Source organism: Mesorhizobium sp. B2-4-17, from assembly GCF_006441275.1.
Classification (GTDB): Bacteria; Pseudomonadota; Alphaproteobacteria; order Rhizobiales; family Rhizobiaceae; genus Mesorhizobium.
In genome coordinates this window covers 142,519-164,055 of the sequence record NZ_VFUX01000004.1, presented here as the reverse complement: position 1 = coordinate 164,055, position 21,537 = coordinate 142,519, and the positions used below count along the sequence as shown (strand labels likewise).

20 protein-coding genes and 1 riboswitch are annotated in these 21,537 nt (G+C 62.2%); of the genes, 11 read left to right on the top strand and 9 right to left on the bottom strand.

What is annotated here, in order from left to right:
* Positions 1 to 169: 169 nt before the first annotated feature.
* Genes FJ548_RS30285 through FJ548_RS05355 form a run of 3 tightly spaced genes read left to right on the top strand, consistent with a single transcriptional unit; the run spans position 170 to position 2,977 of the window.
* Positions 170 to 976: an ATP-binding cassette domain-containing protein gene (locus FJ548_RS30285; protein WP_246678564.1), complete on the top strand. Its 807-nt coding sequence runs from the start codon at positions 170 to 172 to the stop codon at positions 974 to 976.
* A 1-nt stretch (position 977) separates the two neighbouring features.
* A complete protein-coding gene (locus FJ548_RS05360; RefSeq protein WP_246678560.1) occupies positions 978 to 1,991 on the top strand; it encodes an ABC transporter permease in 1,014 nt (337 codons plus the stop codon).
* Between the two features lie 26 nt (positions 1,992 to 2,017).
* Positions 2,018 to 2,977: a substrate-binding domain-containing protein gene (locus tag FJ548_RS05355; protein WP_210240604.1), complete on the top strand. Its 960-nt coding sequence runs from the start codon at positions 2,018 to 2,020 to the stop codon at positions 2,975 to 2,977.
* A gap of 274 nt (positions 2,978 to 3,251) precedes the next feature.
* Here FJ548_RS05355 and FJ548_RS05350 read toward each other — a convergent pair whose 3' ends face one another.
* The 3 genes from FJ548_RS05350 to FJ548_RS05340 form a co-directional block, all read right to left on the bottom strand.
* Positions 3,252 to 4,010 (bottom strand): Stf0 family sulfotransferase, encoded by a 759-nt coding sequence (locus FJ548_RS05350; RefSeq protein ID WP_140607659.1) that lies wholly within the window; start codon positions 4,008 to 4,010, stop codon positions 3,252 to 3,254.
* Positions 4,011 to 4,277: 267 nt separating this feature from the next.
* On the bottom strand, positions 4,278 to 4,658 hold the full coding sequence (locus FJ548_RS05345; protein ID WP_246678557.1) for a protamine-2 (modular protein): 381 nt from the start codon (positions 4,656 to 4,658) through the stop codon (positions 4,278 to 4,280).
* A gap of 75 nt (positions 4,659 to 4,733) precedes the next feature.
* Positions 4,734 to 5,723 (bottom strand): LysR family transcriptional regulator, encoded by a 990-nt coding sequence (locus FJ548_RS05340; protein ID WP_140607660.1) that lies wholly within the window; start codon positions 5,721 to 5,723, stop codon positions 4,734 to 4,736.
* 309 nt (positions 5,724 to 6,032) lie between these two features.
* Here FJ548_RS05340 and chvE point away from each other — a divergent pair, with 309 nt between their 5' ends.
* From chvE to FJ548_RS05315, 5 genes are all read left to right on the top strand, one after another.
* On the top strand, positions 6,033 to 7,103 hold the full coding sequence (gene chvE, locus FJ548_RS05335; protein WP_140607661.1) for a multiple monosaccharide ABC transporter substrate-binding protein: 1,071 nt from the start codon (positions 6,033 to 6,035) through the stop codon (positions 7,101 to 7,103).
* A 99-nt stretch (positions 7,104 to 7,202) separates the two neighbouring features.
* Positions 7,203 to 8,735 (top strand): multiple monosaccharide ABC transporter ATP-binding protein, encoded by a 1,533-nt coding sequence (gene mmsA, locus FJ548_RS05330; protein ID WP_140607662.1) that lies wholly within the window; start codon positions 7,203 to 7,205, stop codon positions 8,733 to 8,735.
* A complete protein-coding gene (mmsB, locus tag FJ548_RS05325; protein WP_140607663.1) occupies positions 8,732 to 10,024 on the top strand; it encodes a multiple monosaccharide ABC transporter permease in 1,293 nt (430 codons plus the stop codon). The genes mmsA and mmsB overlap by 4 nt, the downstream gene beginning before the upstream one ends.
* Positions 10,025 to 10,221: 197 nt before the next feature.
* Complete coding sequence (araD1, locus tag FJ548_RS05320) at positions 10,222 to 11,214, top strand: AraD1 family protein (RefSeq protein WP_140607664.1); 993 nt, start codon at positions 10,222 to 10,224, stop codon at positions 11,212 to 11,214.
* Positions 11,215 to 11,229: 15 nt separating this feature from the next.
* Positions 11,230 to 11,682 (top strand): hypothetical protein, encoded by a 453-nt coding sequence (locus FJ548_RS05315; RefSeq protein ID WP_140607665.1) that lies wholly within the window; start codon positions 11,230 to 11,232, stop codon positions 11,680 to 11,682.
* 37 nt (positions 11,683 to 11,719) lie between these two features.
* Here FJ548_RS05315 and FJ548_RS05310 read toward each other — a convergent pair whose 3' ends face one another.
* On the bottom strand, positions 11,720 to 12,814 hold the full coding sequence (locus tag FJ548_RS05310) for a 2'-deoxycytidine 5'-triphosphate deaminase (protein ID WP_140607666.1): 1,095 nt from the start codon (positions 12,812 to 12,814) through the stop codon (positions 11,720 to 11,722).
* Between the two features lie 91 nt (positions 12,815 to 12,905).
* Positions 12,906 to 12,983: riboswitch (SAM riboswitch) on the top strand.
* A 57-nt stretch (positions 12,984 to 13,040) separates the two neighbouring features.
* Between FJ548_RS05310 and FJ548_RS05305 the strand changes: the two genes are divergently transcribed.
* A complete protein-coding gene (locus FJ548_RS05305; RefSeq protein ID WP_140607667.1) occupies positions 13,041 to 14,231 on the top strand; it encodes an O-succinylhomoserine sulfhydrylase in 1,191 nt (396 codons plus the stop codon).
* A 17-nt stretch (positions 14,232 to 14,248) separates the two neighbouring features.
* Here the strand turns inward: FJ548_RS05305 and FJ548_RS05300 are convergent, their stop codons facing one another.
* Positions 14,249 to 15,400: a ceramide glucosyltransferase gene (locus FJ548_RS05300; RefSeq protein WP_140777188.1), complete on the bottom strand. Its 1,152-nt coding sequence runs from the start codon at positions 15,398 to 15,400 to the stop codon at positions 14,249 to 14,251.
* Positions 15,401 to 15,611: 211 nt separating this feature from the next.
* Here FJ548_RS05300 and apaG point away from each other — a divergent pair, with 211 nt between their 5' ends.
* Positions 15,612 to 16,004, top strand: coding sequence for a Co2+/Mg2+ efflux protein ApaG (gene apaG, locus FJ548_RS05295; protein WP_140607669.1), 393 nt, complete (start codon positions 15,612 to 15,614; stop codon positions 16,002 to 16,004).
* A 193-nt stretch (positions 16,005 to 16,197) separates the two neighbouring features.
* On the opposite strand, the gene FJ548_RS05290 is transcribed toward apaG, so the two are convergent.
* The 3 genes from FJ548_RS05290 to FJ548_RS05280 all read right to left on the bottom strand — a co-directional run bounded on the left by FJ548_RS05290 (position 16,198) and on the right by FJ548_RS05280 (position 19,502).
* On the bottom strand, positions 16,198 to 17,232 hold the full coding sequence (locus tag FJ548_RS05290; RefSeq protein WP_140691453.1) for an Hsp33 family molecular chaperone: 1,035 nt from the start codon (positions 17,230 to 17,232) through the stop codon (positions 16,198 to 16,200).
* A gap of 141 nt (positions 17,233 to 17,373) precedes the next feature.
* Positions 17,374 to 18,285, bottom strand: coding sequence for an ornithine carbamoyltransferase (gene argF / locus FJ548_RS05285; protein WP_140777186.1), 912 nt, complete (start codon positions 18,283 to 18,285; stop codon positions 17,374 to 17,376).
* A 17-nt stretch (positions 18,286 to 18,302) separates the two neighbouring features.
* On the bottom strand, positions 18,303 to 19,502 hold the full coding sequence (locus tag FJ548_RS05280; protein WP_140777184.1) for an aspartate aminotransferase family protein: 1,200 nt from the start codon (positions 19,500 to 19,502) through the stop codon (positions 18,303 to 18,305).
* 356 nt (positions 19,503 to 19,858) lie between these two features.
* Between FJ548_RS05280 and FJ548_RS05275 the strand changes: the two genes are divergently transcribed.
* On the top strand, positions 19,859 to 20,377 hold the full coding sequence (locus FJ548_RS05275) for a GcrA family cell cycle regulator (RefSeq protein ID WP_140607673.1): 519 nt from the start codon (positions 19,859 to 19,861) through the stop codon (positions 20,375 to 20,377).
* Positions 20,378 to 20,527: 150 nt separating this feature from the next.
* On the opposite strand, the gene FJ548_RS05270 is transcribed toward FJ548_RS05275, so the two are convergent.
* Positions 20,528 to 21,535 carry a magnesium and cobalt transport protein CorA gene (locus FJ548_RS05270; RefSeq protein ID WP_140765470.1) on the bottom strand — a complete coding sequence of 336 codons (1,008 nt, stop codon included), beginning with the start codon at positions 21,533 to 21,535 and terminating at the stop codon, positions 20,528 to 20,530.
* Positions 21,536 to 21,537 lie beyond the last annotated feature (2 nt).

Sequence of the window (21,537 nt, the reverse complement as noted above, 5' to 3'; positions counted from 1 at the left end):
AGTGGAAGCCCTATTCCGGCGGATGCGGCAATTCGTGTCGGACGGAGGTTCCATCATCTTCACTTCTCATCGTCTCGACGAGGTGAAGGCGATCGCCTCCAGAGTGGCTGTTCTTCGGGACGGGCGCATCCGGCATGTTGGACCGGCGTCGGAACTGACGGAAGACGAGATGGCGGCGCTGATGGTCGGCCGCGAACTCAGCCAACTCTATCCAGTAAAGAGTGCAATGCCCGCGGGCGACGTCGTGCTCAGCGTCGACGATCTGCAAAGCCCGCCTCATGTCAGTGGAATCAGCTTCCGACTGCGCCGCGGCGAGATCCTTGGAATTGCCGGACTGGTCGGTTCCGGCCGGACCGAAGCATTTGAAGCGCTCGCCGGCCTGAGACCCGCGCAATGCCGGAACTTCGCTTTTGCCAAAGCCGCAAACGGACACCTGCCCAAGGCGCGCGAGGCATGGGCCGCCGGCTTGGCCTACCTGACCGAGGATCGCAAGGGTAAAGGGCTTCTCCTGGATGCCGGCCTCGATGAGAACGTTTCCCTTACCGTCGGTGCGCTAAGAGGTCGGGCCTGGATCAACAGAGCGGAAGAACGCGGACGGCTGGACCAGGCTGTTCGCGAGTTCGACATACGAAGGGGCGCCCCCAACGCAATCGCGCGCTCGCTCAGCGGCGGCAACCAGCAGAAGGTCCTGATCGCCAAGACCCTAGCGAGCCGCCCGGATGTGGTCATCTTCGACGAACCGACCCGCGGCGTCGACATAGGCTCCAAGCAGCAGATCTACCGGGTCATCGCCGGGCTTGCCGCGCAAGGCGCCGCTTGCGTGGTGATCTCTTCCGAGATGCAGGAAGTCATCGGTCTGGCGCATCGCGTGCTGGTGATGCGCAAAGGCAGCGTCGCCGGCGAATTGACCGGCAACGACATCAACGAGGGCACCATCGTTCGCCTCGCTATGGGTCTGACCAAGGAGGCCGCATAAAATGAACACCGCCGCCAACCCCGCCGATGCCATGCCACACCGTTCGTGGTTTGGCGCCACCAAGCGACTTAGCGCGTTGGGACCTATCATGGCCCTGCTGGCGCTGATCTTCATCGGCAGCATGCTGAGCGACAGTTTCCTGTCTGCTGGCAACCTATCCAATCTGCTGACCCGCTCGGCAATCGTCGGCATCATCGCCATTGGCGCCACCTACGTTATCACCGCTGGTGGCCTCGACCTTTCCGTCGGATCAATGTCGGCGCTGATCGCTGGCCTAGTCATCATGGGCATGAACGCTGCAGGCTCGTCGCTCGGGGACAGTTGGCTGGCCGTGCTGATCGGCATAGTCCTGGCATTGGCGCTGGGCGTGGTCGCGGGCTCGCTTAACGGCGTCCTCGTTGTCAAGGGCGGCATCGACGCCTTCATCGTCACCTTGGGCACGATGGGCATTTTCCGCTCCGTCATCACCTGGCTTTCGGACGGTGGTTCGATCTCGCTTTCAAGCAGCCTCAAGGGGATCGCGCGACCACTCTACTATGGCTCAGTCGCCGGCGTAAGCTATCCGTTGATCGCGATGATCGTTCTAGCGATAGGGGCGGAATTGGTCCTGCGCCGCGCCCGGCTTGGCCGCCACATCACCGCCATCGGGTCAAATCCGGAAGTAGCCAGATATTCGGCCATCCGCGTCCACCGCGTGCGGATCCTGACTTACGTGTTCCAAGGGGTCTGCGTTGCCCTGGCCACGATGATCTATGTTCCGCGGCTCGGCGCCGCGACGCCATCAACCGGTCTCCTGTGGGAGCTTGAAGCTATCGCCGCCGTGATCATCGGCGGGACCGCGCTCAAAGGCGGCTTCGGCCGCATTTGGGGGTCGATCGTGGGGGTCCTTATTCTCGGCCTGATCGACAACATCCTAAACCTCACGGCGCTCGCCAGCCCATATCTCAACGGCGCGTTCCAGGGGGTCATCATCATCATCGCCGTTTATCTGCAGAAGGGTCGCCGAGAGGTCTGACCCGCTATCCTAGAGAGGAGCACACCGTGGAGAAGAGAACTTTCCTAAAGGGCGGAGCGATCGCGCTCGCGCTCGGCGCCGTAGGCATGCCGAAAACATCCTTGGCAGCGGGCGGTAAGACGATCGGCATTTCCATTCCGGCGGCAACCCATGGCTGGACCGGCGGTCTCAACTTCCAGACCAAGCGTACCGTCGAACAGATGAAAAAGGCCTTCCCTGACATCGAGTTCGTGGTCGCTGCCGCCAACGACGCTTCCAAGCAGGTCAACGACGTCGAGGATCTCGTCGCGCGAGGCATCGACGCGCTGGTGATCCTGCCGTTTGAATCCGAGCCCCTGACCGAACCGGTGAAGCAGGCCAAGGCCAAAGGCGTGTTCATAACGACCGTCGATCGCGGCTTGTCGGAGGAAGGCATCGAGGACCTCTATGTCGGCGGCAACAACCCGCAATACGGCGTGATCGCGGGGCATTACTTCAAGAAGAAGTTTCCCGATGGTGCCAAGATCGTCGTCATGAGGGGCATTCCAACCACGATCGACAATGTCCGCATCGATGCCTTCAAAAAGGAGTTGGGGGGCTCGAAGGTCCAGATTCTCGACATGCAGTTCGCCAACTGGAATCCGGACAAGGGTTTCGAGGTGATGCAGGACTTCCTGCAGAAATATGACGCCATCGACGGCGTGTGGGCGGGCGACGACGATGCCGCGCTCGGCGCCATGGAGGCAATCAAGCAGGCCAATAGGCCGAAACAGATCGTAGTTTTGGGCGGTTCCGGCATGAACAAAGTTGTCAAGATGGTCAAGGACGGCGGCGGCGCCGTCGACGCCGACATTTTCTATCCGCCAACCCTGATCATCCCGGCGATCGAGCTTACTACCATGCGCACCGCGACGCAGGCGCCGATTCGGGGGCGCTACATCCTGGACAGCCCCTTGATCACCAAGGACAACGCGGAAGAATTCTATTTTCCCGATTCGCCGTACTGAAGGATCGTAGGTCAGACCTTCAGACATTCAGGTGCTGGCGCGGCAGTAGCGGCGCCAGTTTTACACAGTGTCGCGAGGCAGCCCGTCGCATAATGACTTCTAGAGCGTCGGGCCGACAATGCATTGCGGGCGGTGACGTCTGCCTTTAGGCAATCACAACAGTCCAGACGTCCGGTATGCTGAGCAATGCGGCCATCACGATTATGTGCTGTTGCCAACCGCACTGAGCGACGAACCCCGCCCACGTGATGGGACCGACATGACATTGGTCAAGTCAGGCTTGGCCAATTCTCATCTGCTTCTTGAGAAGGAACCGGGCGAGGTTGTTGATATTTCGCGGCGCCACCCTTTTGGGGAGATGTGCCAGCAGGCCCTGGGATTTGACGTCGTTTTGAAATCGCTCTGCCCAGTCCTCGGTGTGATTGTCCCGTTGCAGCCGCAAATTCGTCTTGAACTCGCGGTTCGGCATTTCAATCGACAATTGCCGGGCCACCGATGCCACGTAAGGGCGGGGGTCGTCCAATAGGTCTTCGTAAAAGAAATGATCGTAGGGCAGGTCCGCCATGCGCAGGTAGGCTTCCCAGAAGGCATAGCTCTGTTCGATCAGGAAATAGGCCTGGCAGATACCGGCGAAGTCATATTGCGGAACCAAATCCGCGCCGTCCGTGCTTCTCCAACGGCCTGATGCCTTCGCCCGACAGTAGGAAATCGCTTGGCGAAGGCGGTCCCGCCGCTCCAGCAGGACCAAACCCATGGCATGGCGTCGGAGGCATTCCGCAAGGAAGTCGGCTCCATATTTCGCCTGCGACCAGTGAAGGTGCCGGGGAAACAGCTTTACGGCGAACCTGCCATTTGCCGTCCCGCCGCGATCGATCACCGCGGACATGAGTTCGTCGAAGGATTTCGGCTTGCATCCCAGATTGGCCGTATCAAGCCATTCTGCCGACTTACCGAACAATCCCGTGCTGTTTGCCAGGCTGCCAAGCCATTCGGAGCCGCTACGGGCCTCCGTCAGTATCGCCACGCCTTTCATGCGTGCTGATTGCCCGCTGCCTGCAAACGCATGATCCTCATTGCGGAATATGGTTCTTCCTGATCGCCCCTCGGCATGCTTACAACTCCACCTAAACAGCGCTGCAACGGCCAGACGCTGATATCGTTCCGTCGATTCTACCTTAGGCTAAGCTAAAATAAGTGCGAAATCCGCCACGTTGAGGCGATCGACGCCACGCTGCACAAGATCTGTTGTGAAGAGACCGGCCAGCAACGTGGCCGGTCCTTTGGGTCAGGCAGAAGCCGGTTACAGCCAGACCCTGGCCCATACGCGCTCGCGCCAGCAGCGCACGTGGCGCCGGCCGTGACGCCAGGTCCGGCGGCAAACCCTGCGCCAGACACGGCGGCGCCCATGGCGGCGGCGCCAGCGGCGATCATGACGCCATTCGCCGTAGCGATGCCAGCGACGATGCGAGACCTGCTCCAATCCGGCCTCGTCATCCCCTTCGGAGACAGCCGGATCCGGCTTGTCCAACACATCGAGAATTCCGTTGCCCTGCGGGATACCGGCAACCGCGCGGCCGGGTCCGGCCACACTCGCAAAGGCCACCACCCCCGCGGCGCCAAGCATTCCGGTAAGAAACAACCGACGTTCCATCGAACCCTCCTCCAAGTTGATCATCGGCATCTCATTCCCTCGCCGAAATGGGCTTCAGCGGGCATGCCGATCGTGCCTGAACGCGCGGTCGCGATTGTTGTTCCCTCACCCCACTTCGCGCAGGATGAAATCGTGCAGCATCTTGGCGGCCGGCGACAACACCCGATTCTTGACCGTGATCAGGCTGTAAGGCCTGACCTCGATGTCGAATTCGGTCTGTACGACGTCGATGGCACCGGCCAGCCCGTCGGGATTCTGGATGAATTTCGCCACCTGGACCGAAACCGGTGCGATGGCGTCGGATTGGGCGACCATGACCAGCGTCAAGAGCAGCGAACTGGTATTGAGGATCCTGTCCGGCAGCGCGATGTTGCGGTTCAGGAAATTGCTCTCCATCGCCTGGCGCAAGGGCGAGCCGCCCGATTGGAAGACCCAGTCATAGGCGGCGGTATCTTCCAGCCGCACCACGCTGCCCCGGATGAGAGGGTGCCCGCGGCGCACGATCAGGCAAGCTTTCTCGACGCCGATGACACGGGATTCGAACAGTCTCGGGTTAAGGTCGTCAGGAATGCGCGCGATGATGAAATCATGGCGCGTGGCAATCAGCTCGCGCGCCAGCACATTGGAGGTTTCCACCTGCATGGTGATCTCGATGCGTGGATAGATGCGGCGGATTTCGCGGATCGCCGGGACCGCGAGTTCAATCGCCGGCGCGGTCACGGCACCCAGGAACACCGAACCGCCCTTGCCCGCCTTGAGCTCGGCGATCTCGCGATCGACTTCGCGCATCTCCAGCAGGATCGAACGCGCACGCCTTGCCAGCGCCTTGCCGTAGGGCGTCAGCGTGATTCCGCGCGGCAGCCTTTCGCACAGCTTGACCTCCAGCACCGCCTCCATCTCGGCGATCATGCGCGAAGCCGCCGGCTGGGAAATGTTCATCACCTGCGCGGCGGCACTCACCCGGCCATGATCGTCGAGTGCGACGATCATGCGCATGTGACGCAGGCTGAGCCCACTGCGCAGCAAGGTTTCGCCATCGCCCGGCTTTTCACTGTGACCATTTGAAACCGCAGCCGGATTTCGCAGCGCCGCCATGCTTCCCCACTTTCTCTCCTGGCGGCCGGCATTCGTGCCGACCTGCCGTGTTCCAATAATTCATACCAACCACGATATAGCAAACATCAAAGATCGCATTTGACAGTTATGGCAAAAGGGTCGCAACGTCAGTGCGTTCCGAAATGCGACGATCGGCGACGATGGAAATCGCATCGATTGAAATCAGCGTCTCGGGACCATGGGAGGATACCGGAGATCGATATGACGGCAGCAGTGCCTTGGCGCTTCTGCACGATTGCGCGGCCCGCGACCCCCGGGGTGCCGCGTCCATCAACCAGGGAGAGTTAAGTGAAAATCATCAAGACGTTAGTCGCCGCCTTGGCGGTCAGCATCGCCGCCATGTCGGCCACCGCCTACGCAGCCGACAAGGGCCTCGTGGGCGTGCTGATGCCCACCAAGACCTCGCAGCGCTGGATCAATGACGGCGACGCCGTCAAGTCCCAACTCGAGGCCCTGGGCTATACGGTCGACCTGCAATACGCGCAGGACGATATCCCCAACCAGCTCAGCCAGCTTGAAAACGAGATCACCAAGGGTCCGAAGGCGCTGATCATCGCCTCGATCGACGGTACGACCATGTCGGCCGCGCTGCAGAAGGCCAATGACGCAGGCGTCGTCGTCGTCGCTTATGACCGCCTTATCAAGAAGACGGCCAATGTCGATTATTACACCACCTTCGACAATTTCGGCGTCGGCGTCATCCAGGCCAATTCGCTGGTCAAGGGCCTCAAGGAGCGTTTCCCGAACACCAAGCCCTGGAATGTCGAGCTGTTCGGCGGCTCGCCCGACGACAACAACGCCTTCTTCTTCTACAATGGCGCGATGTCCGTCCTTCAGCCGATGATCGACGACGGCTCGATCAAGATCAAGTCCGGCCAGATGGGCATGGACAAGGTCGGCACGCTGCGCTGGCTGGCCGCGACCGCACAGGCCCGCATGGACAATCTGCTCTCGGCCAATTACTCCAGCGGCGCCCGCGTCGATGGCGTTCTGTCGCCCTATGACGGCCTGTCGCGCGGCATCATCGCCTCGCTGCGCGCTGTCGGTTACGGCACAGCCGACCAGCCGTGGCCGGTGGTGACCGGCCAGGATGCCGAAACCGCTTCGGTGAAGGCAATCATCGCCGGCGAACAGTATTCGACCGTGTTCAAGGATACGCGCGACCTCGCCAAGGCGACCGTCGAACTGGTCGACAAGGTGCTGTCGGGCGGCAAGCCGGACGGTCTCGATACCAAGACCTACAACAACGACGTCAAGGTCGTGCCCTCGATCCTCTTGACGCCGCATGAAGTCGACAAGTCGAACTACCAGAAGCTGGTCGTCGACTCCGGCTACATCAAAGCCGAAGACCTGAAGTAATTCCGGTCGCAAAGCGAGGGGTCCTGCGCAACGCAGGGCCCCTTTTCGTTCACCAGCGACCCCGGTATTGTTGCGGATCTCGCAGGAGAATTATTGCCCATGGCCTCGACGATTTTGGAGATGCAGGACATCACGAAGACGTTTCCCGGCGTGAAGGCGCTGTCGAACGTCAACCTGCGTGTCGAGGAAGGCGAGATCCACGCCGTGGTCGGCGAGAATGGCGCCGGCAAGTCGACGCTGATGAAAGTCCTGTCGGGCGTCTACCCCTCAGGCAGCTATGATGGCAAGATCATCTTTCGCGGCGAGGAGTGCCATTTCAAGGGCATTCACGACAGCGAGCACAAGGGTATCGTCATCATCCACCAGGAACTTGCGCTGGTGCCGATGCTGTCGATCACCGAGAACATATTTCTTGGTAATGAACATGCCAGGCGCGGGATCATCGACTGGGATGCCAACGAGGCGCGCACGACCGGGTTGCTGAAGAAGGTCGGCCTCAAGGAAGATCCCAATACGCTGATCACCAATATCGGCGTCGGCAAGCAGCAACTGGTCGAGATCGCCAAAGCGCTGAGCAAGGACGTGAAGCTCTTGATCCTCGACGAGCCGACGGCGAGCCTGTCGGAAAAGGACAGCCAGGCCCTGCTCGACCTGCTGCTCGAATTCAAGCGGCAAGGCATGACCTCGATCCTGATTTCGCACAAGCTCAACGAGGTGAACCGTGTCGCCGACAAGGTGACCATCATCCGCGACGGGCGCACCATCGAGACGCTTGCCAGGAAGGACATTTCGGAAGACCGCATCATTACTTCGATGGTGGGTCGCTCGCTCGACGACCGCTATCCGCCGCGCGACCCCAGGATCGGCGATGTCGTGCTGCAGATCCGCGACTGGTCGGTCTATCACCCGATCCATGCCGACCGCCAGGTGATCAAAGGCATCGATCTCGATGTGCGCAAAGGCGAAGTGGTGGGCATTGCCGGGCTGATGGGCGCCGGACGCACCGAATTCGCCATGAGCCTGTTCGGCCGTTCCTATGGCCGCCGCATCACCGGCGAGGTGCTGCTCAACGGCAAGCCTGTCGATCTTTCCTCGGTCAGCAAAGCGGTGAAGCAAGGCATCGCCTACGTCACCGAGGACCGCAAGACCTACGGGCTGAACCTGATCGACCATATCAAGCACAACATCACGCTCGCCAATCTTGGCGGCGTGTCGCGCCACGGCGTGATCGACGACCTGCGCGAGCTCGACGTCGCCAATGACTATCGCAAGAAGACCAATATCCGCGCGTCGAGCGTCTACCAGATGACCGGCAACCTTTCGGGCGGCAACCAGCAGAAGGTGGTGCTGTCGAAATGGCTGTTCGCCAACCCGGAAGTGCTGATCCTCGATGAGCCGACGCGCGGCATCGATGTCGGCGCCAAATACGAAATCTACACCATCATCGCGCGCCTGGCCGCCGAAGGTAAGGCGATCATCGTCATCTCGTCGGAAATGCCCGAACTGCTCGGCATCACCGACCGAATCTATGTGATGAACGAAGGGCGCATCGTCGGTGAAATGGCGGCGAGCGACGCCAGCCAGGAAAAGATCATGCGCGCCATCGTTCGGGGAGAAGGAAAAGCATCATGAGCACAGAGAGCGCTCCCGTACCGCAATCCGCCACTGCCGATGGCGGGACGGATACGCCACGCTTCGCGGTCTCGGCACTGGTCACCAATCTGCGCGACTACGGATTGGTGCTGGCGCTGATAGCTATCATGGTGTTCTTCCAGTTCACCACGTCGGGCACATTGTTCAAGCCGCTGAATCTCAGCAACCTCGTGCAGCAGAATTCCTTCATCATTGTGATGGCGCTCGGCATGCTGCTGGTCATCGTTTCCGGCTACATCGACCTCAGCGTCGGTTCGGTCGCCGGCTTCATCGGTGCGCTCGCGGCCAACATGATGGTGACGTGGAACCTGGGCCCGCTCAGCAATCCGCTGGTCGTGTCGATCGTCTGCCTGATTATCGGCGGTGCCATCGGCGCGGCACAGGGCTATTGGATCGCCTACCATCGAATACCGAGCTTCATCGTCACGCTGGCCGGCATGCTGATCTTCCGCGGCATGTGCCAGGCGCTGCTCGGCGGTGGCTCCTCGGTCGGCCCGCTGCCGGATGGCTTCAACAAGCTGAGTTCCGGCTTCATTCCCGACCTGATCGGTCCGCTGACGCTGATTGCACCAACCGTGAACGCGGCGGGCAAGACCATCGTCGGCAGCGGCCTGACGCTGCATATGACGACGATGGTGATCGGGGTCATCGGCGTGGCGGCTTATATTTTCTTTGGCCTCAAGGCACGACGCACGCGTGAGCGGCACGGCTATCAGGCCGAACCGTTCTCGCTCTTCACCGTCAAGACGCTGGTAATCAGTGCGCTTGTCCTGTTTCTCGTCTATCAGTTCGCCACCTACAAGGGCTTTCCGGTCGTGCTGACGGTCATGGCGGCGCTGATCGCGCTGTTCGTCTTCGTCACCAAGCGCATGACGATCGGCCGCCGCATCTACGCGATGGGCGGCAATCCCAAGGCCGCACTCCTGTCGGGCATCAACACCGAGCGGCTGACCCTCTACGTGTTCATCAACATGGGCGTGCTGTCGGCGCTTGGCGGTCTGATCATCGCGGCGCGCCTTGGACAGGCGGTGCCGGCGGCGGGCCTCGGCAGCGAACTCGACGTCATCGCCGCCGTGTTCATCGGCGGCGCTTCGGCGATGGGCGGCGTCGGTCAGGTCATCGGTTCGGTGGTCGGCGGCTTCATCATGGGCGTGATGAACAACGGCATGTCGATCATGGGTGTGAATGTCGACTGGCAGCAGGTCGTCAAGGGCCTGGTGCTGCTCGGTGCCGTGGTGTTCGACGTCTACAACAAGAACAAGGGCTGAGGGCACCAGGAAGGCATACGGGTCACACCGCGGCGCTGCCGGCAACCGACTGGCACGAAGAAGTTCCCTCAAGGGACAGGCCCGCGAGCGCAATCCGAACGGAGAATTTCACCCGTGGCATGGACAACGTTCCAGCCGCGCTTGGGAAGGTTTGCCCAGCTGGGAGCCATGCCAAGGCACATGAGAGAGGACTGATCATGCTGATCTCGCAAATTCTCGACGACGCCGAGACCATCCGTGTCGTTGCCCGCAGCGGCGGCAAGACCCGGATCATCAACGGCGCCCGCAGCGTCTATTCGCTGGCGATGGAGGCTGCCCGCACCGGCATCGGCCTCGCCACCCTGATCGAGCGCAAGGGGCTCGGCGAGACGGTCGATCTCGACGCCGCCTACAAGAAGGGGCGGCTGTTGTCGCCGATCAATCACCCCGATCCGGCGCACCTGCATCTGACCGGCACCGGCTTGACGCATCTCGGTTCGGCGGCGACGCGCGATTCCATGCACAGGAAGCTCAGCACCGACGGCGAGGAACAGCTCACCGATTCCATGAAGATGTTCCGCATGGGCCTGGAAGGCGGCAAACCGGCGAAGGGCCAGGTCGGCGTGCAGCCGGAATGGTTCTACAAGGGCAACGGCACGATGGCGGTGGCGCCGGGTGCCGCGCTCCTGTCACCGGCGTTCGCCAGGGACGCCGGCGAAGAACCCGAGATCGCCGGCATCTATGTCATCGGCGACGACGGCGCGCCGTTCCGCGTCGGCTTCACGCTGTCGAACGAGTTTTCCGACCATGTGACCGAGCGCGTGAACTATCTCTTCCTAGCCCATTCCAAGCTGCGCAACGCCTCGTTCGGGCCGGAGATCCTGATCGGCGAGCTGCCTTCCGACATCCGCGGCACATCGCGCATCGTGCGCGACGGCAAGACGCTGTGGGAAAAGCCGTTCCTGTCGGGCGAAGCCAACATGTCGCACACCATCGCCAATCTCGAACACCATCATTTCAAATATTCGGCGTTCCGCCAGCCGGGCGATGTGCATGTGCATATGTTCGGCACGGCGACATTGTCCTTCGCCGATGGCATCAGGACCGAGGCCGGCGACGTGTTCGAGATCGAGGCCGGGGATTTCGGACTGCCGCTGCGCAATCCGCTGGAGATCGAGCAGCCGGTGAGTGTGGTCGTGAAGGCGCTTTGAGATAGCTGAGAAAAAATGCGCGTGACACGGCGTGGCAATCTGTTGGCGGGCGTGGCTCTGTTCCTCGCCTGCTCTTCCGTTGCCACTTACAGCGCTGGTCAATGCAGCGCACAATCCTACCGCGAAGCTCGCTCAGCAATGACGAACCGGCTTCTGGCGACGGGTTACTCGAAGACACAAACCAGCTTTCTGATGCGCAACGCGGATCGCATGACCTCCGCGCTTCGCGCTGACAAGCTGAATGACAATGCCGGGCCCTGCGGTATCGACTCCGCCAGAGCCCATGTCCTCGGATGCCTCGACAAGCAGTTGTTCCCTCTGGATTCAGGGGCGAGCTCTCCGCTCGATGAGGAGAAGCAGACCGAGGGATTTTGGGGTCGAAAGCGCTTGTCCGTACGCGAACTGCTGTTTATCGGCCACTTTCATTCCTGTCTTGGCGCCGCGACGGAGTATTTGTTTCGCAGCTGACGGGATTGGGGTCGATCCCTACTGAATCTCGCCTGGATCAGCGCGCGGCGCGGAAATGCTTTGAGAGCTTGAGGCCCTGCGCCTGGTAGTTGGAGCCGAGATCGGTGCCGTAGAGCGCCTGCGGCCGCTTCAGCATGTGCTCGTAGACCAGCCGGCCGACGATCTGGCCGTGGTCGAGGATGAACGGCACTTCGTGGCTGCGCACTTCGAGCACCGCCCGGCTGCCGGTGCCGCCGGCCGCCGAATGGCCGAAACCCGGATCGAAGAAGCCGGCATAGTGGACGCGGAACTCGCCGACCAGCGGGTCGAACGGCGTCATCTCGGCGGCGTAGAGCGGCGGCACATGTACCGCTTCCTGGCTGACGAGGATGTAGAACTCATCGGGATCGAGCACCAGTTCGCCGGCGCCGCTCTTGTGGATCGGCTCCCAGAAATCGAGGACATCCTGCGCCGCGCGCTTGTCGACATCGACGAGACCGGTGTGATGCTTGCCGCGATAGCCGATCAACCCGTCACTGTCGCCATTGAGGTCGATCGACAGCGCGATGCCCCCGCCCGAAATGTTCGGCGGTTCGGTGGCGACCAGCATCTCGGCGCGGTGCAATTCATGCAGTTCGGCTTCCGAGAGCAGCGCATTGCCCGTTCGGAAACGGATCTGCGACAGGCGCGAGCCGGTGCGCACGACGATCGGGAAGGTGCGCGGGCTGACTTCCAGATAGAGCGGACCGGTATAGCCGGCGGCGATCTTGTCGAACTCATGCCCCCGGTCGGTCATGACACGGGTGAAGATGTCCAGCCGCCCGGTCGAACTTTTCGGATTGGCCGATGCAGAAATGTCGGCTGGCAATGCCAGGCTTTCGAGCAGCGGCACGATGTAGACGCAGCCGGTTTCCAGCACCGCGCCCTCGGTCAGGTTGATCTCGTGAAGCTGCAGCCGATCGAGCTTTTCCGAAACCTTGTGGCTTGGACCGGGCAGAAAGGAAGCCCGCACCCGCCATGCCTTGTCGCCGAGCCTGAGATCAAGGCTCGCCGGCTGGATCTGGTCGACATCGAGCGCGCGTGGCGACTTCAGCGCGCCGGACTGGAACAGCGCCGAAATGTCCTGATCGGGAAGAATGCCTGTCTGCCGCAAAGTCTTGCTCCGCTCGAAGGCCGGGCGAGGTCTGGTACAACCCTCTTAATGAAGCCGGCAATTGACGCAAGCGTGGCGCGGGTCTAAAGGGTCGTTATCCCGTGGTGATTTGGCCGGTCGGCTTGCAGCCACGTTAAACAAGTCGCTAAAGGACCGTCGGGCCGCAAGGCCGTATGGACCGGTTGCGACTTTCGCGGCCGGTTTTTTTGTGTCTGGAACAAAAGCAATGAGCACCAAGAAGCGCAACTGGAAGCCTCAGACAGCCCTCGTGCATGGCGGGACCCTGCGTTCCGGCTTCGGCGAGACCTCCGAGGCGATATACCTGACCCAGGGCTATGTCTATGAGACGGCGCAGGCCGCCGAAGCCCGTTTCAAGGGCGAGGAACCGGGCTTCATCTATTCGCGCTACGCCAATCCGACCGTCGATATGTTCGAGAAGCGCATGTGTGCGCTGGAAGGTGCGGAGGATGCCCGCGCCACGGCATCCGGCATGGCTGCGGTAACGGCGGCGCTTCTGTGCAGCGTCAAGGCCGGTGACCACATCGTGGCGGCGCGCGCGCTGTTCGGGTCCTGCCGCTGGGTGGTCGAGACGCTGGCGCCGCGCTACGGCATCGAGGCGACGCTGGTCGACGGCACCGACATCGCCAACTGGGAAAAGGCGGTGAGGCCGAACACCAAGCTGTTCTTCCTGGAAAGCCCGACCAACCCGACGCTGGAAGTGGTCGACATCACGGCAGTCGCCGCACTTGCCAATTCGATCGGCGCACGGCTTGTCGTCGACAATGTCTTCGCCACGCCTTTGCAGCAGAAGCCGCTGCAGCTCGGCGCCCACATCGTCGTTTATTCGGCGACCAAGCACATCGACGGCCAGGGCCGCTGTCTGGGCGGCGTGATCCTGTCGGACAAGGAGTGGATCGACAAGAACCTGCACGACTATTTCCGCCATACCGGCCCCAGCCTGTCGCCCTTCAATGCCTGGACGCTGCTGAAGGGCCTGGAGACGCTGCCGCTGCGCGTGCGCCAACAGACGGAAAGCGCCGGCAAGATCGCCGACTTCCTCGCCGAGCAGCCGCAGATCGCCCGCGTGATCTATCCCGGCCGCGCCGACCATCCGCAGGCGGATATCGTCAAGAAGCAGATGTCGGGCGGCTCGACGCTGATCTGCCTCGACGTCAAGGGCGGCAAGCAGGCGGCTTTCGCCTTGCAGAACGCGCTCGACATCGTGCTGATCTCGAACAATCTCGGCGATGCCAAGAGCCTGATCACGCATCCGGCGACGACCACCCACAAGAACCTGACGGACGAGGCCCGCGCCGAACTCGGCATCGGGCCAGGTACGCTCAGGCTGTCGGTCGGCCTTGAGGATACCGACGACCTTCTGGAAGACATCGCGCAGGCGTTGCAGACGGCCAAGTAAGGCCTGCCTACGCGGCTTCAGGCGCTCGACGGCGTCTCCTCCAGTTCGGTCGCCTTGGTGCCGATGGTCATCGCATTGCCGCGCCAGTCGACGGCGCCGCCGAGCCAGCCACGTGCCCACATCGCCGGCAGGATGAGGTCGCGCACCATGATCGCCGCGACGATGCGCGATGACAGGTACCAGCCCTTGGACCAGGCCAGGGCACATTCCGGAAGGTAGAAGGCCGCCAAAACGGCGATGGCCGTGAGCGGCAGGCTGAAGCCGGCGCTTGCCGCCGCGGCCAGCGCAAGCAGCAGCGGCACCACGGCACCAGTCAGGATTTCAGGCGCGAAGAACAGCGGGAAGGTGACGCGGCGCAGGCGAGCCCAGCGGGCCTGGCGCGACCAGATCTCGCCAAGCGTGCGCCGGCCGAGCGGCTGCTCGAAAGGCGCGGCAACGAGATTGACGCGCAGGCCAAGCCCGTTCACCAGCTTGGTCGCGGCGGCGTCCTCGGCGATCTCGGCGGCCAGCGCGCGAATGCCGCCATTGGCATCCAGCATGGGCTTGTTCCACAGCATGCTCTTGCCCTGGGCAAAGCCTAGCCCAAGCGCCTCGCCGGCATATTGCCAGCGCGCCTGCAGCGTGTTGAGAAAGGCGCATTCGACCTCAGCCCAGAAGCCATCGGGCCGCGAACCGATCGGCGTCGAGCAGACAAGGCCGGTATCCGGCCGCCATGCCGCCATCAAATGCTGAATGTAGTCCCTCGGCATCAGCACGTTGGAATCGGCAAGAATGACCCAGTTGTGGCGCGCCGCTTCCCAGCCCTTGACACAATTGTTGAGCTTGGGATTGGCGCTGATACGGTCATCGCCGATCAACAGGCGGGCTGGCACTTTGGGAAAGCGCCCCATGGTGGCACGGATCAGCGTGACCACCGGATCGTCCGCATGGGCGACGCAGAAGATCAGTTCATAGCGCGGCCAGTCAAGCGAGAAGGCGCGCTCCAGTGTCTCGTGCGTGAACGGCTCGACGCCACGCGATGGTACGACAATCGACACCGGCAGCGATTTGCCGGCTGGCGGTGCGATCGTAGTGCGCCGTTTCAGCTGTGAGGTGGCAAGCGCAATGCTGGCGGCGTTTGAAAGGATGAGTGCGGTCGAGAGCGAGGCGGCTATGAGAGTGAGTTCCATCGAGATCTGGTCACTCCAGAAAAGACGGCGCGCGTGACGGCCGTTTCAACAGGTCGGCAGAGCGCCGAGTCGCCCACACCACCATTGTCATGTGTCACTTAAATGACATTCTTTGCCGCCACCTGCCTTTCAGGGTCACGCGCGACAAGACGCGCACGTTGACCTGCTCGCTGGGAGCGCCGAAAGGTACCGGATTGTTTTGGAGCCGCTCATGTACCGCGCCGTCACGCGCAACATTGAAGTGCAGGTCAGGCCGTTCTATCTCGAGGATCGTTCGGACCCTTCGGAGAACCGCTACGTCTGGGGCTATCAGATAACGATCGACAACCAGTCGGACGAGTTCGTGCAGCTTCTGTCGCGCTATTGGCACATCACCGACGGAGCGGGCCGGGTCGAGGAGGTGCGCGGGCCGGGCGTTGTCGGGGACCAGCCCGAACTCAACCCCGGCGACAGCTATCAATACACGTCCGGCTGCCCGCTCTCGACGCCGTCAGGGATCATGGTCGGGCACTACACGATGCGCAACAAACGCGGCGAGACGTTCGACATCGCCATCCCCGCCTTCTCGCTCGACCTGCCGGGGACAAAGCGGACCGTGAATTAGACCTCGGCGATTGGCGAGGTCCGCTGCGATGGCGTCACTATTCGGGGAGAAATGCCCATCAGGGCAACGAGGGCGGCAGCTCGTGGGAACATACAAGCGCTGGGTGGATCCGCGCGATCACTGCCGAAGGTTGCGCTGCCCCTCATCCGCCTGCCGGCACCTTCTCCCCGTGAAAGGGGAGAAGACCGGTATTTCACTTCGCCGCCGCGAATTCCGCCGGGTCGAAGTCATATTGCTTCGAGCAGAATTCGCAGGCGACATGGATGCCGCCGTCCTCGGTGCTGTCCCTGATCTCCTGCGCGGAGAAGCCTTCGAGGATGCCGCGGATCTTGTCCCTGGAGCATGAGCACTGGTCGGCGACGGGGACGCCGCCGAAGACGCGCACGCCGTGCTCGTGGAACAGCCTGTAAAGCAGCCGCTCGGCGCCGATCGTGGGATCGATCAGTTCCGTCGGTTCGATGGTGCCGAGCAGCGCCAGCAATTCCTGCCAGGAATTGTCCGTGGGATCATGGATCTCCTCGCGCGGATCGCCATCGCCGCCATGCAGGTCCGGGACGCGCATGCGCTCGGACGCCTGCGGCAGGAACTGCGCCAGGATGCCGCCGGCACGCCACTGCTCGCGCGCGCCGCCGACGCCGGGCGTCAGCAGCTTGGCCACGGAGAGTCTGATGTCGGTCGGAATCTGTTCCGACTGACGGAAATAGGTGCGTGCCGCGTCTTCCAGTGTTTCGCCGTCGAGCTGGACGATGCCCTGATAGCGTTGCGTATGGGCGCCCTGGTCGATGGTCAGCGCCAGCACACCGCTGCCAAGCAGCGTCTGCTGGGACGTCTCGCCGGCCGCGACCAGTGCCTCGAGCCGATCCGCATCGAAGCGCGCGTAGGCGCGCAGCGCCGAGGGCGTGGAAAAATCCGCCACCAGCATGTCGACCGGCCCGTCGGTGCGGGTCTGCAGGATGAACTTGCCCTCGAATTTGAGCGAGGTGCCGAGCAGCACCGTGAGCACACAGGCTTCCGCAAGCAGGCGGGCAACCGGCTCGGGATAGTCATGGCGGCCGAGGATGGCGTCGAGCATCGGCCCGAGTTGCACGGTGCGGCCGCGTACGTCGAGCGGACCGACCTCGAAAGGCACGACATGGTCGTCGCCAGCGTAGCCGAACTCGCCGAGTTTGGGGTGATGTTCAGTCACTTGATGGGTTTCCAACATGACAAAGCTCCAGGGCGCGGCCATGCGGCCCCGGTGGGCACATGCGTCCAAACGCGCTTGATTTGCGTGATGCGGCGCAGATAGGGATCGCGCCTCCGCGGATCAAGCGCCCAGACCAGCGCCATGACACTTCAAACGTCCAGACACTTCGAGCACCAAGACACTTCAAGCACCAAGACACCAGGCGAGCACGGCCTTCTGGGCATGGAGTCGGTTCTCGGCCTCGTCGAAGACCACCGAATGCGGCCCGTCCATGACCTCGTCGGTCACCTCCTCGCCGCGATGCGCCGGCAGGCAATGCATGAACAGGGCGTCCGGCTTTGCCTTGGCCATCAGCGCCGCATTGACCTGATAGGGCAGGAAGACGTTGTGGCCGCGTGCACGATGCTCCTGGCCCATCGACACCCAGCTGTCGGTGACCACACAATCCGCCTGGTCGACGGCTTCTTCGGCCGAGCGGGCGAAGCTGATCCTGCCGCCATTGGCCTTTGACCAGTCGACATATCTTTCGAACGGATCGCTGCCCTCGGGCACTGCGACATTCAGGTTGAAGCGGAAACGCGCCGACGCTTCGAGCAGCGAATGCAGCACATTGTTGCCGTCGCCGGTCCAGGCGATGGTCTTGCCGGCAACCGGACCGCGATGCTCCTCGAAGGTCATGATATCGGCCATCAGCTGGCAAGGATGGGTGTCGTCGGTCAGGCCGTTGATCACCGGAACAGTGGCATTCTCGGTCAACTCCAGCAGCCGCTCATGCGAGGTGGTGCGGATCATGATGGCATCCACATAGCGCGACAGCACCTTGGCGGTGTCGGCGATGGTCTCGGAACGGCCGAGCTGCATCTCGGTGCCGGTCAGCATGATCGTCTCGCCGCCAAGCTGGCGCATGCCGACATCGAAGGAGACGCGCGTGCGCGTCGACGGCTTGTCGAAGATCATGGCCAGCACCTTGCCTTCGAGCGGCTTCGACCGATCGCCCGCCTTGAGGCGCGCCTTGCGCGCCACCGCGTCCGTCAGCATGAAGCGCAGGTCGCCTTCGGAAACGGCGGAAAGGTCGGTGAAGTGGCGCACTGACATCAGCAATGGTTCCGGGATTACTTCGCGGCGGCCACGGCAATGGCATCCGCCAGGCCTTTGGCACCAGCGCGGATGCGGTTGAGCGCGTCGTGGATCTCGGCGTCTGTGACGGTAAGCGGCGGCAGCAGGCGGATGACGTTGTCGCCGGCCGGAACCGCCAGCAAATGCTGGTCGCGCAGCGCCATGTTGACCTTGGTGTTGGGCATGGCGCATTTGAGGCCGAGCATCAGGCCGGTGCCTCTAATGCCTTCGATGACTTCGGGAAACTCGTCGGCGACCGCGGCAAGTCCCTGCTTCATCAGCAGCGCCTTGCGCTGGACGTCCTCGAGGAAGCCGTCTTCCAGCACGACGTCGAGCACGGCGTTGCCGACCGCCATGGCCAGCGGGTTGCCACCGAAGGTCGTGCCGTGCACGCCAGCGGTCATGCCGACAACCGCCTCGTCGGTGGCAAGGCAGGCACCCATCGGGAAGCCGCCGCCAATGCCCTTGGCGATCGCCATGATGTCGGGGGTGACGCCTGACCATTCATGCGCGAACAGTTTGCCGGTGCGGCCAATGCCGCACTGAACCTCATCATAGATCAACAGCAGCCCGTGCTGGTCGCAAAGCTGACGCAGCCGCTTCAGCGATTGCACCGGCACCGGACGGATGCCGCCCTCGCCCTGCACCGGCTCGATCAGGATCGCGGCGGTCTCAGGCGTAATCGCCTTTTCGGCGGCATCGATGTCGTCGAAGCCGACTTGGTCGAAGCCTTCGACCTTGGGTCCGAACCCTTCGAGATATTTGTATTGGCCGCCTGCCGCGATGGTCGCCAGCGTGCGGCCATGGAAGGCGCCTTCGAAGGTGATGATGCGGAAGCGCTCGGGATGGCCCTTGACGAAGTGGTAGCGCCGCGCCGTCTTGATGGCGCATTCCAATGCCTCGGCGCCGGAGTTGGTGAAGAACACCTTGTCGGCGAAAGTGGCGTCAACCAGGCGTTCGCCGAGCCGGCTCTGTTCCGGTATCTCGTAGAGATTGGAGACGTGCCAGAGTTTTGCCGCCTGCTCGGTGAGGGCGGCGACCAGATGCGGGTGGCCGTGGCCCAGCGAATTGACCGCGATGCCGCCGGCGAAATCGAGATATCGCTCGCCCTTGTCCGTAACCAACCAGGTGCCTTCCCCGTGGTCGAAAGCCAGGGGTGCGCGAGCAAAGGTCTCGAAAAGCGCCGAACCGCTCATTATATGCGTCTCCGGTACCGGAAAATCAAAAAAGCCGCCAAAGCGGCGGCCTTTGCGGCTTATCGGGTTTTTCGGCCATGAAGTCAACGAAAACGTCGCGTAGTGGCACGCGGCAAGCCCCCTGACGAGATGCCGGCTCATAAGCGACCGGCAAGTTGGGGAAAACCGAAAAAACCGATTCGTGTTGCACTTGGGACTCTTGTCACCGAGTCAGCGCATAAGGTAATTGTAGTCGAGAAATAACTAGATTTCGTGCGGCGGACCTAATCACCAGATATATGTGGTGTCTGTCCCAGCAGTGGTGCTGGGTCGGGAATGGATTCTGATTGCCGCACGCTTAGCAGGAGCGCGGTCTCATGAACTGGACTGACGAGCGGGTCGAACTTCTCAGAAAATTGTGGTCGGAGGGTCTGAGCGCAAGCCAGATTGCTGCGCAGCTTGGAGGGGTCAGCCGCAATGCGGTCATCGGCAAGGTGCATCGGCTGAAGCTGTCGGGCCGCGGCCGCGCAACGGCGACGCCGGCACGCCAGAAGAAGGCGACGCAAGGCTCGACCATCCAGAAATCAGTGGCGCGCGCCGCGACCGCGGCTCGCCATGTCACGACATCGATCGGCGCGACTGCCCTTCAGACGCAATTCGACGCCGAACCGGTGGCGCGGCACTATATCCGCCCGGTCGAGAATGTCGTGATACCGATCTCACGGCATCTGCAACTCGTCGAGCTGACCGAGCGCACCTGCAAATGGCCGAATGGCGATCCGCTCTCGGAGGATTTCAACTTCTGCGGCAACGAGGCCGCCGAAACCGGTCCCTACTGCAAATACCACGCCCGCGTTGCGTTCCAGCCGGCGGCGGAGCGGCGGCGCAGTCGGTAAATTAGGGGAATAGGGCAGTAAGGCAGTAGGGCAATATGTTTTTGAACTGCGCTCGTGAGGCTTTGTCTTAGCCTACTGCCCTACTGCCCTACTGCCCTACTGCCCTACTGCCCTACTGCCCTACTGCCCTACTGCCCTACTGCCCTACTGTCACAGCCATCCATTCTTGCGAAACCGCCAGTAGAGAACCGCGCAGATCAGCGCGATGACGGTGAGCACGATGGGATAGCCATATTCCATCTTCAGTTCCGGCATGTCGGTGAAGTTCATACCGTAGATGCCGGCGAATGCGGTCGGCACGGCCAGGATGGCCGCCCATGAGGCGAGTTTCTTGGAGATCGCCGTTTCCTGGCTCTGACCCACCAGAAGACTGGCCTCGAAGGCGAACGCCAACACCTCGCGCAAACTGTCGATCTTTTCCTGGACGGTGCGGATGTGGTCGGTCACGTCGCGGAACAGCGGGTGCATGGCGGAATGGATCTGCGGCAGATCGGAGCTGGTCAGCCGACGGCAGACCTCGACCAGCGGCAGCGCGGCATTGCGCAGGCGCAGGAGATCGCGGCGCAGCATGTAGAGCCGTTCGATGTCAGGGCCTGTCATCGGCTTCAAAAGGACCTTGTCCTCGATCGCCTCGACCTCGTCCTCGATCTGCTCGAGTACGGGCATGTAATTGTCGACGATGAAATCGAGTATGGCGTAGAGGACGAAATCCTCACCCTTGGCAAGCGAGTGCGGGCAGCTTTCCCAATGCTGACGCACGGCGGCATAGGACGTCGACGGGCCATGCCTGACGCTGACAATGTAGCCTGAGCCGACAAAGAGATGCGTTTCGCCGAAGGTAACCCGTCCGTCGATCAACTGCGCCGTGCGGGCGACGATGAACAGCGCGTCGCCATATTGCTCAAGCTTCGGCCGCTGGTGTGGATGCTCGGCATCTTCGATCGCCAGCTCATGCAGATGGAATTGCGCCTTGACGCGCAGCAGGAGGTCGCGATCGGGTTCGAGCAGCCCGATCCAGACGACGTGTCCGGATTTCCTGGCCCATTCGCCAGCTTCCTCGATCGGGATGTCCGCGATACGGCGCCCAGCGGTATAGACACTGCAGGCGATGATGCCCGACGTCGGCGGCGCGGGCTTGAACGCCCGGACATATTCCATCA

Coding starts and splice junctions, on each gene's coding strand:
- FJ548_RS30285 (WP_246678564.1), top strand. CDS start 170: ATGGCGGCGCTGATGGTCGGCCGCGAACTCAGCCAACTCTATCCAGTA.
- FJ548_RS05360 (WP_246678560.1), top strand. CDS start 978: ATGAACACCGCCGCCAACCCCGCCGATGCCATGCCACACCGTTCGTGG.
- FJ548_RS05350 (WP_140607659.1), bottom strand. CDS start 4,010: ATGAAAGGCGTGGCGATACTGACGGAGGCCCGTAGCGGCTCCGAATGG.
- FJ548_RS05345 (WP_246678557.1), bottom strand. CDS start 4,658: ATGCCGATGATCAACTTGGAGGAGGGTTCGATGGAACGTCGGTTGTTT.
- FJ548_RS05340 (WP_140607660.1), bottom strand. CDS start 5,723: ATGGCGGCGCTGCGAAATCCGGCTGCGGTTTCAAATGGTCACAGTGAA.
- mmsA (WP_140607662.1), top strand. CDS start 7,203: ATGGCCTCGACGATTTTGGAGATGCAGGACATCACGAAGACGTTTCCC.
- mmsB (WP_140607663.1), top strand. CDS start 8,732: ATGAGCACAGAGAGCGCTCCCGTACCGCAATCCGCCACTGCCGATGGC.
- araD1 (WP_140607664.1), top strand. CDS start 10,222: ATGCTGATCTCGCAAATTCTCGACGACGCCGAGACCATCCGTGTCGTT.
- FJ548_RS05315 (WP_140607665.1), top strand. CDS start 11,230: ATGCGCGTGACACGGCGTGGCAATCTGTTGGCGGGCGTGGCTCTGTTC.
- FJ548_RS05305 (WP_140607667.1), top strand. CDS start 13,041: ATGAGCACCAAGAAGCGCAACTGGAAGCCTCAGACAGCCCTCGTGCAT.
- FJ548_RS05300 (WP_140777188.1), bottom strand. CDS start 15,400: ATGGAACTCACTCTCATAGCCGCCTCGCTCTCGACCGCACTCATCCTT.
- apaG (WP_140607669.1), top strand. CDS start 15,612: ATGTACCGCGCCGTCACGCGCAACATTGAAGTGCAGGTCAGGCCGTTC.
- FJ548_RS05290 (WP_140691453.1), bottom strand. CDS start 17,232: ATGGCCGCGCCCTGGAGCTTTGTCATGTTGGAAACCCATCAAGTGACT.
- argF (WP_140777186.1), bottom strand. CDS start 18,285: ATGTCAGTGCGCCACTTCACCGACCTTTCCGCCGTTTCCGAAGGCGAC.
- FJ548_RS05280 (WP_140777184.1), bottom strand. CDS start 19,502: ATGAGCGGTTCGGCGCTTTTCGAGACCTTTGCTCGCGCACCCCTGGCT.
- FJ548_RS05275 (WP_140607673.1), top strand. CDS start 19,859: ATGAACTGGACTGACGAGCGGGTCGAACTTCTCAGAAAATTGTGGTCG.
- FJ548_RS05270 (WP_140765470.1), bottom strand. CDS start 21,535: ATGGAATATGTCCGGGCGTTCAAGCCCGCGCCGCCGACGTCGGGCATC.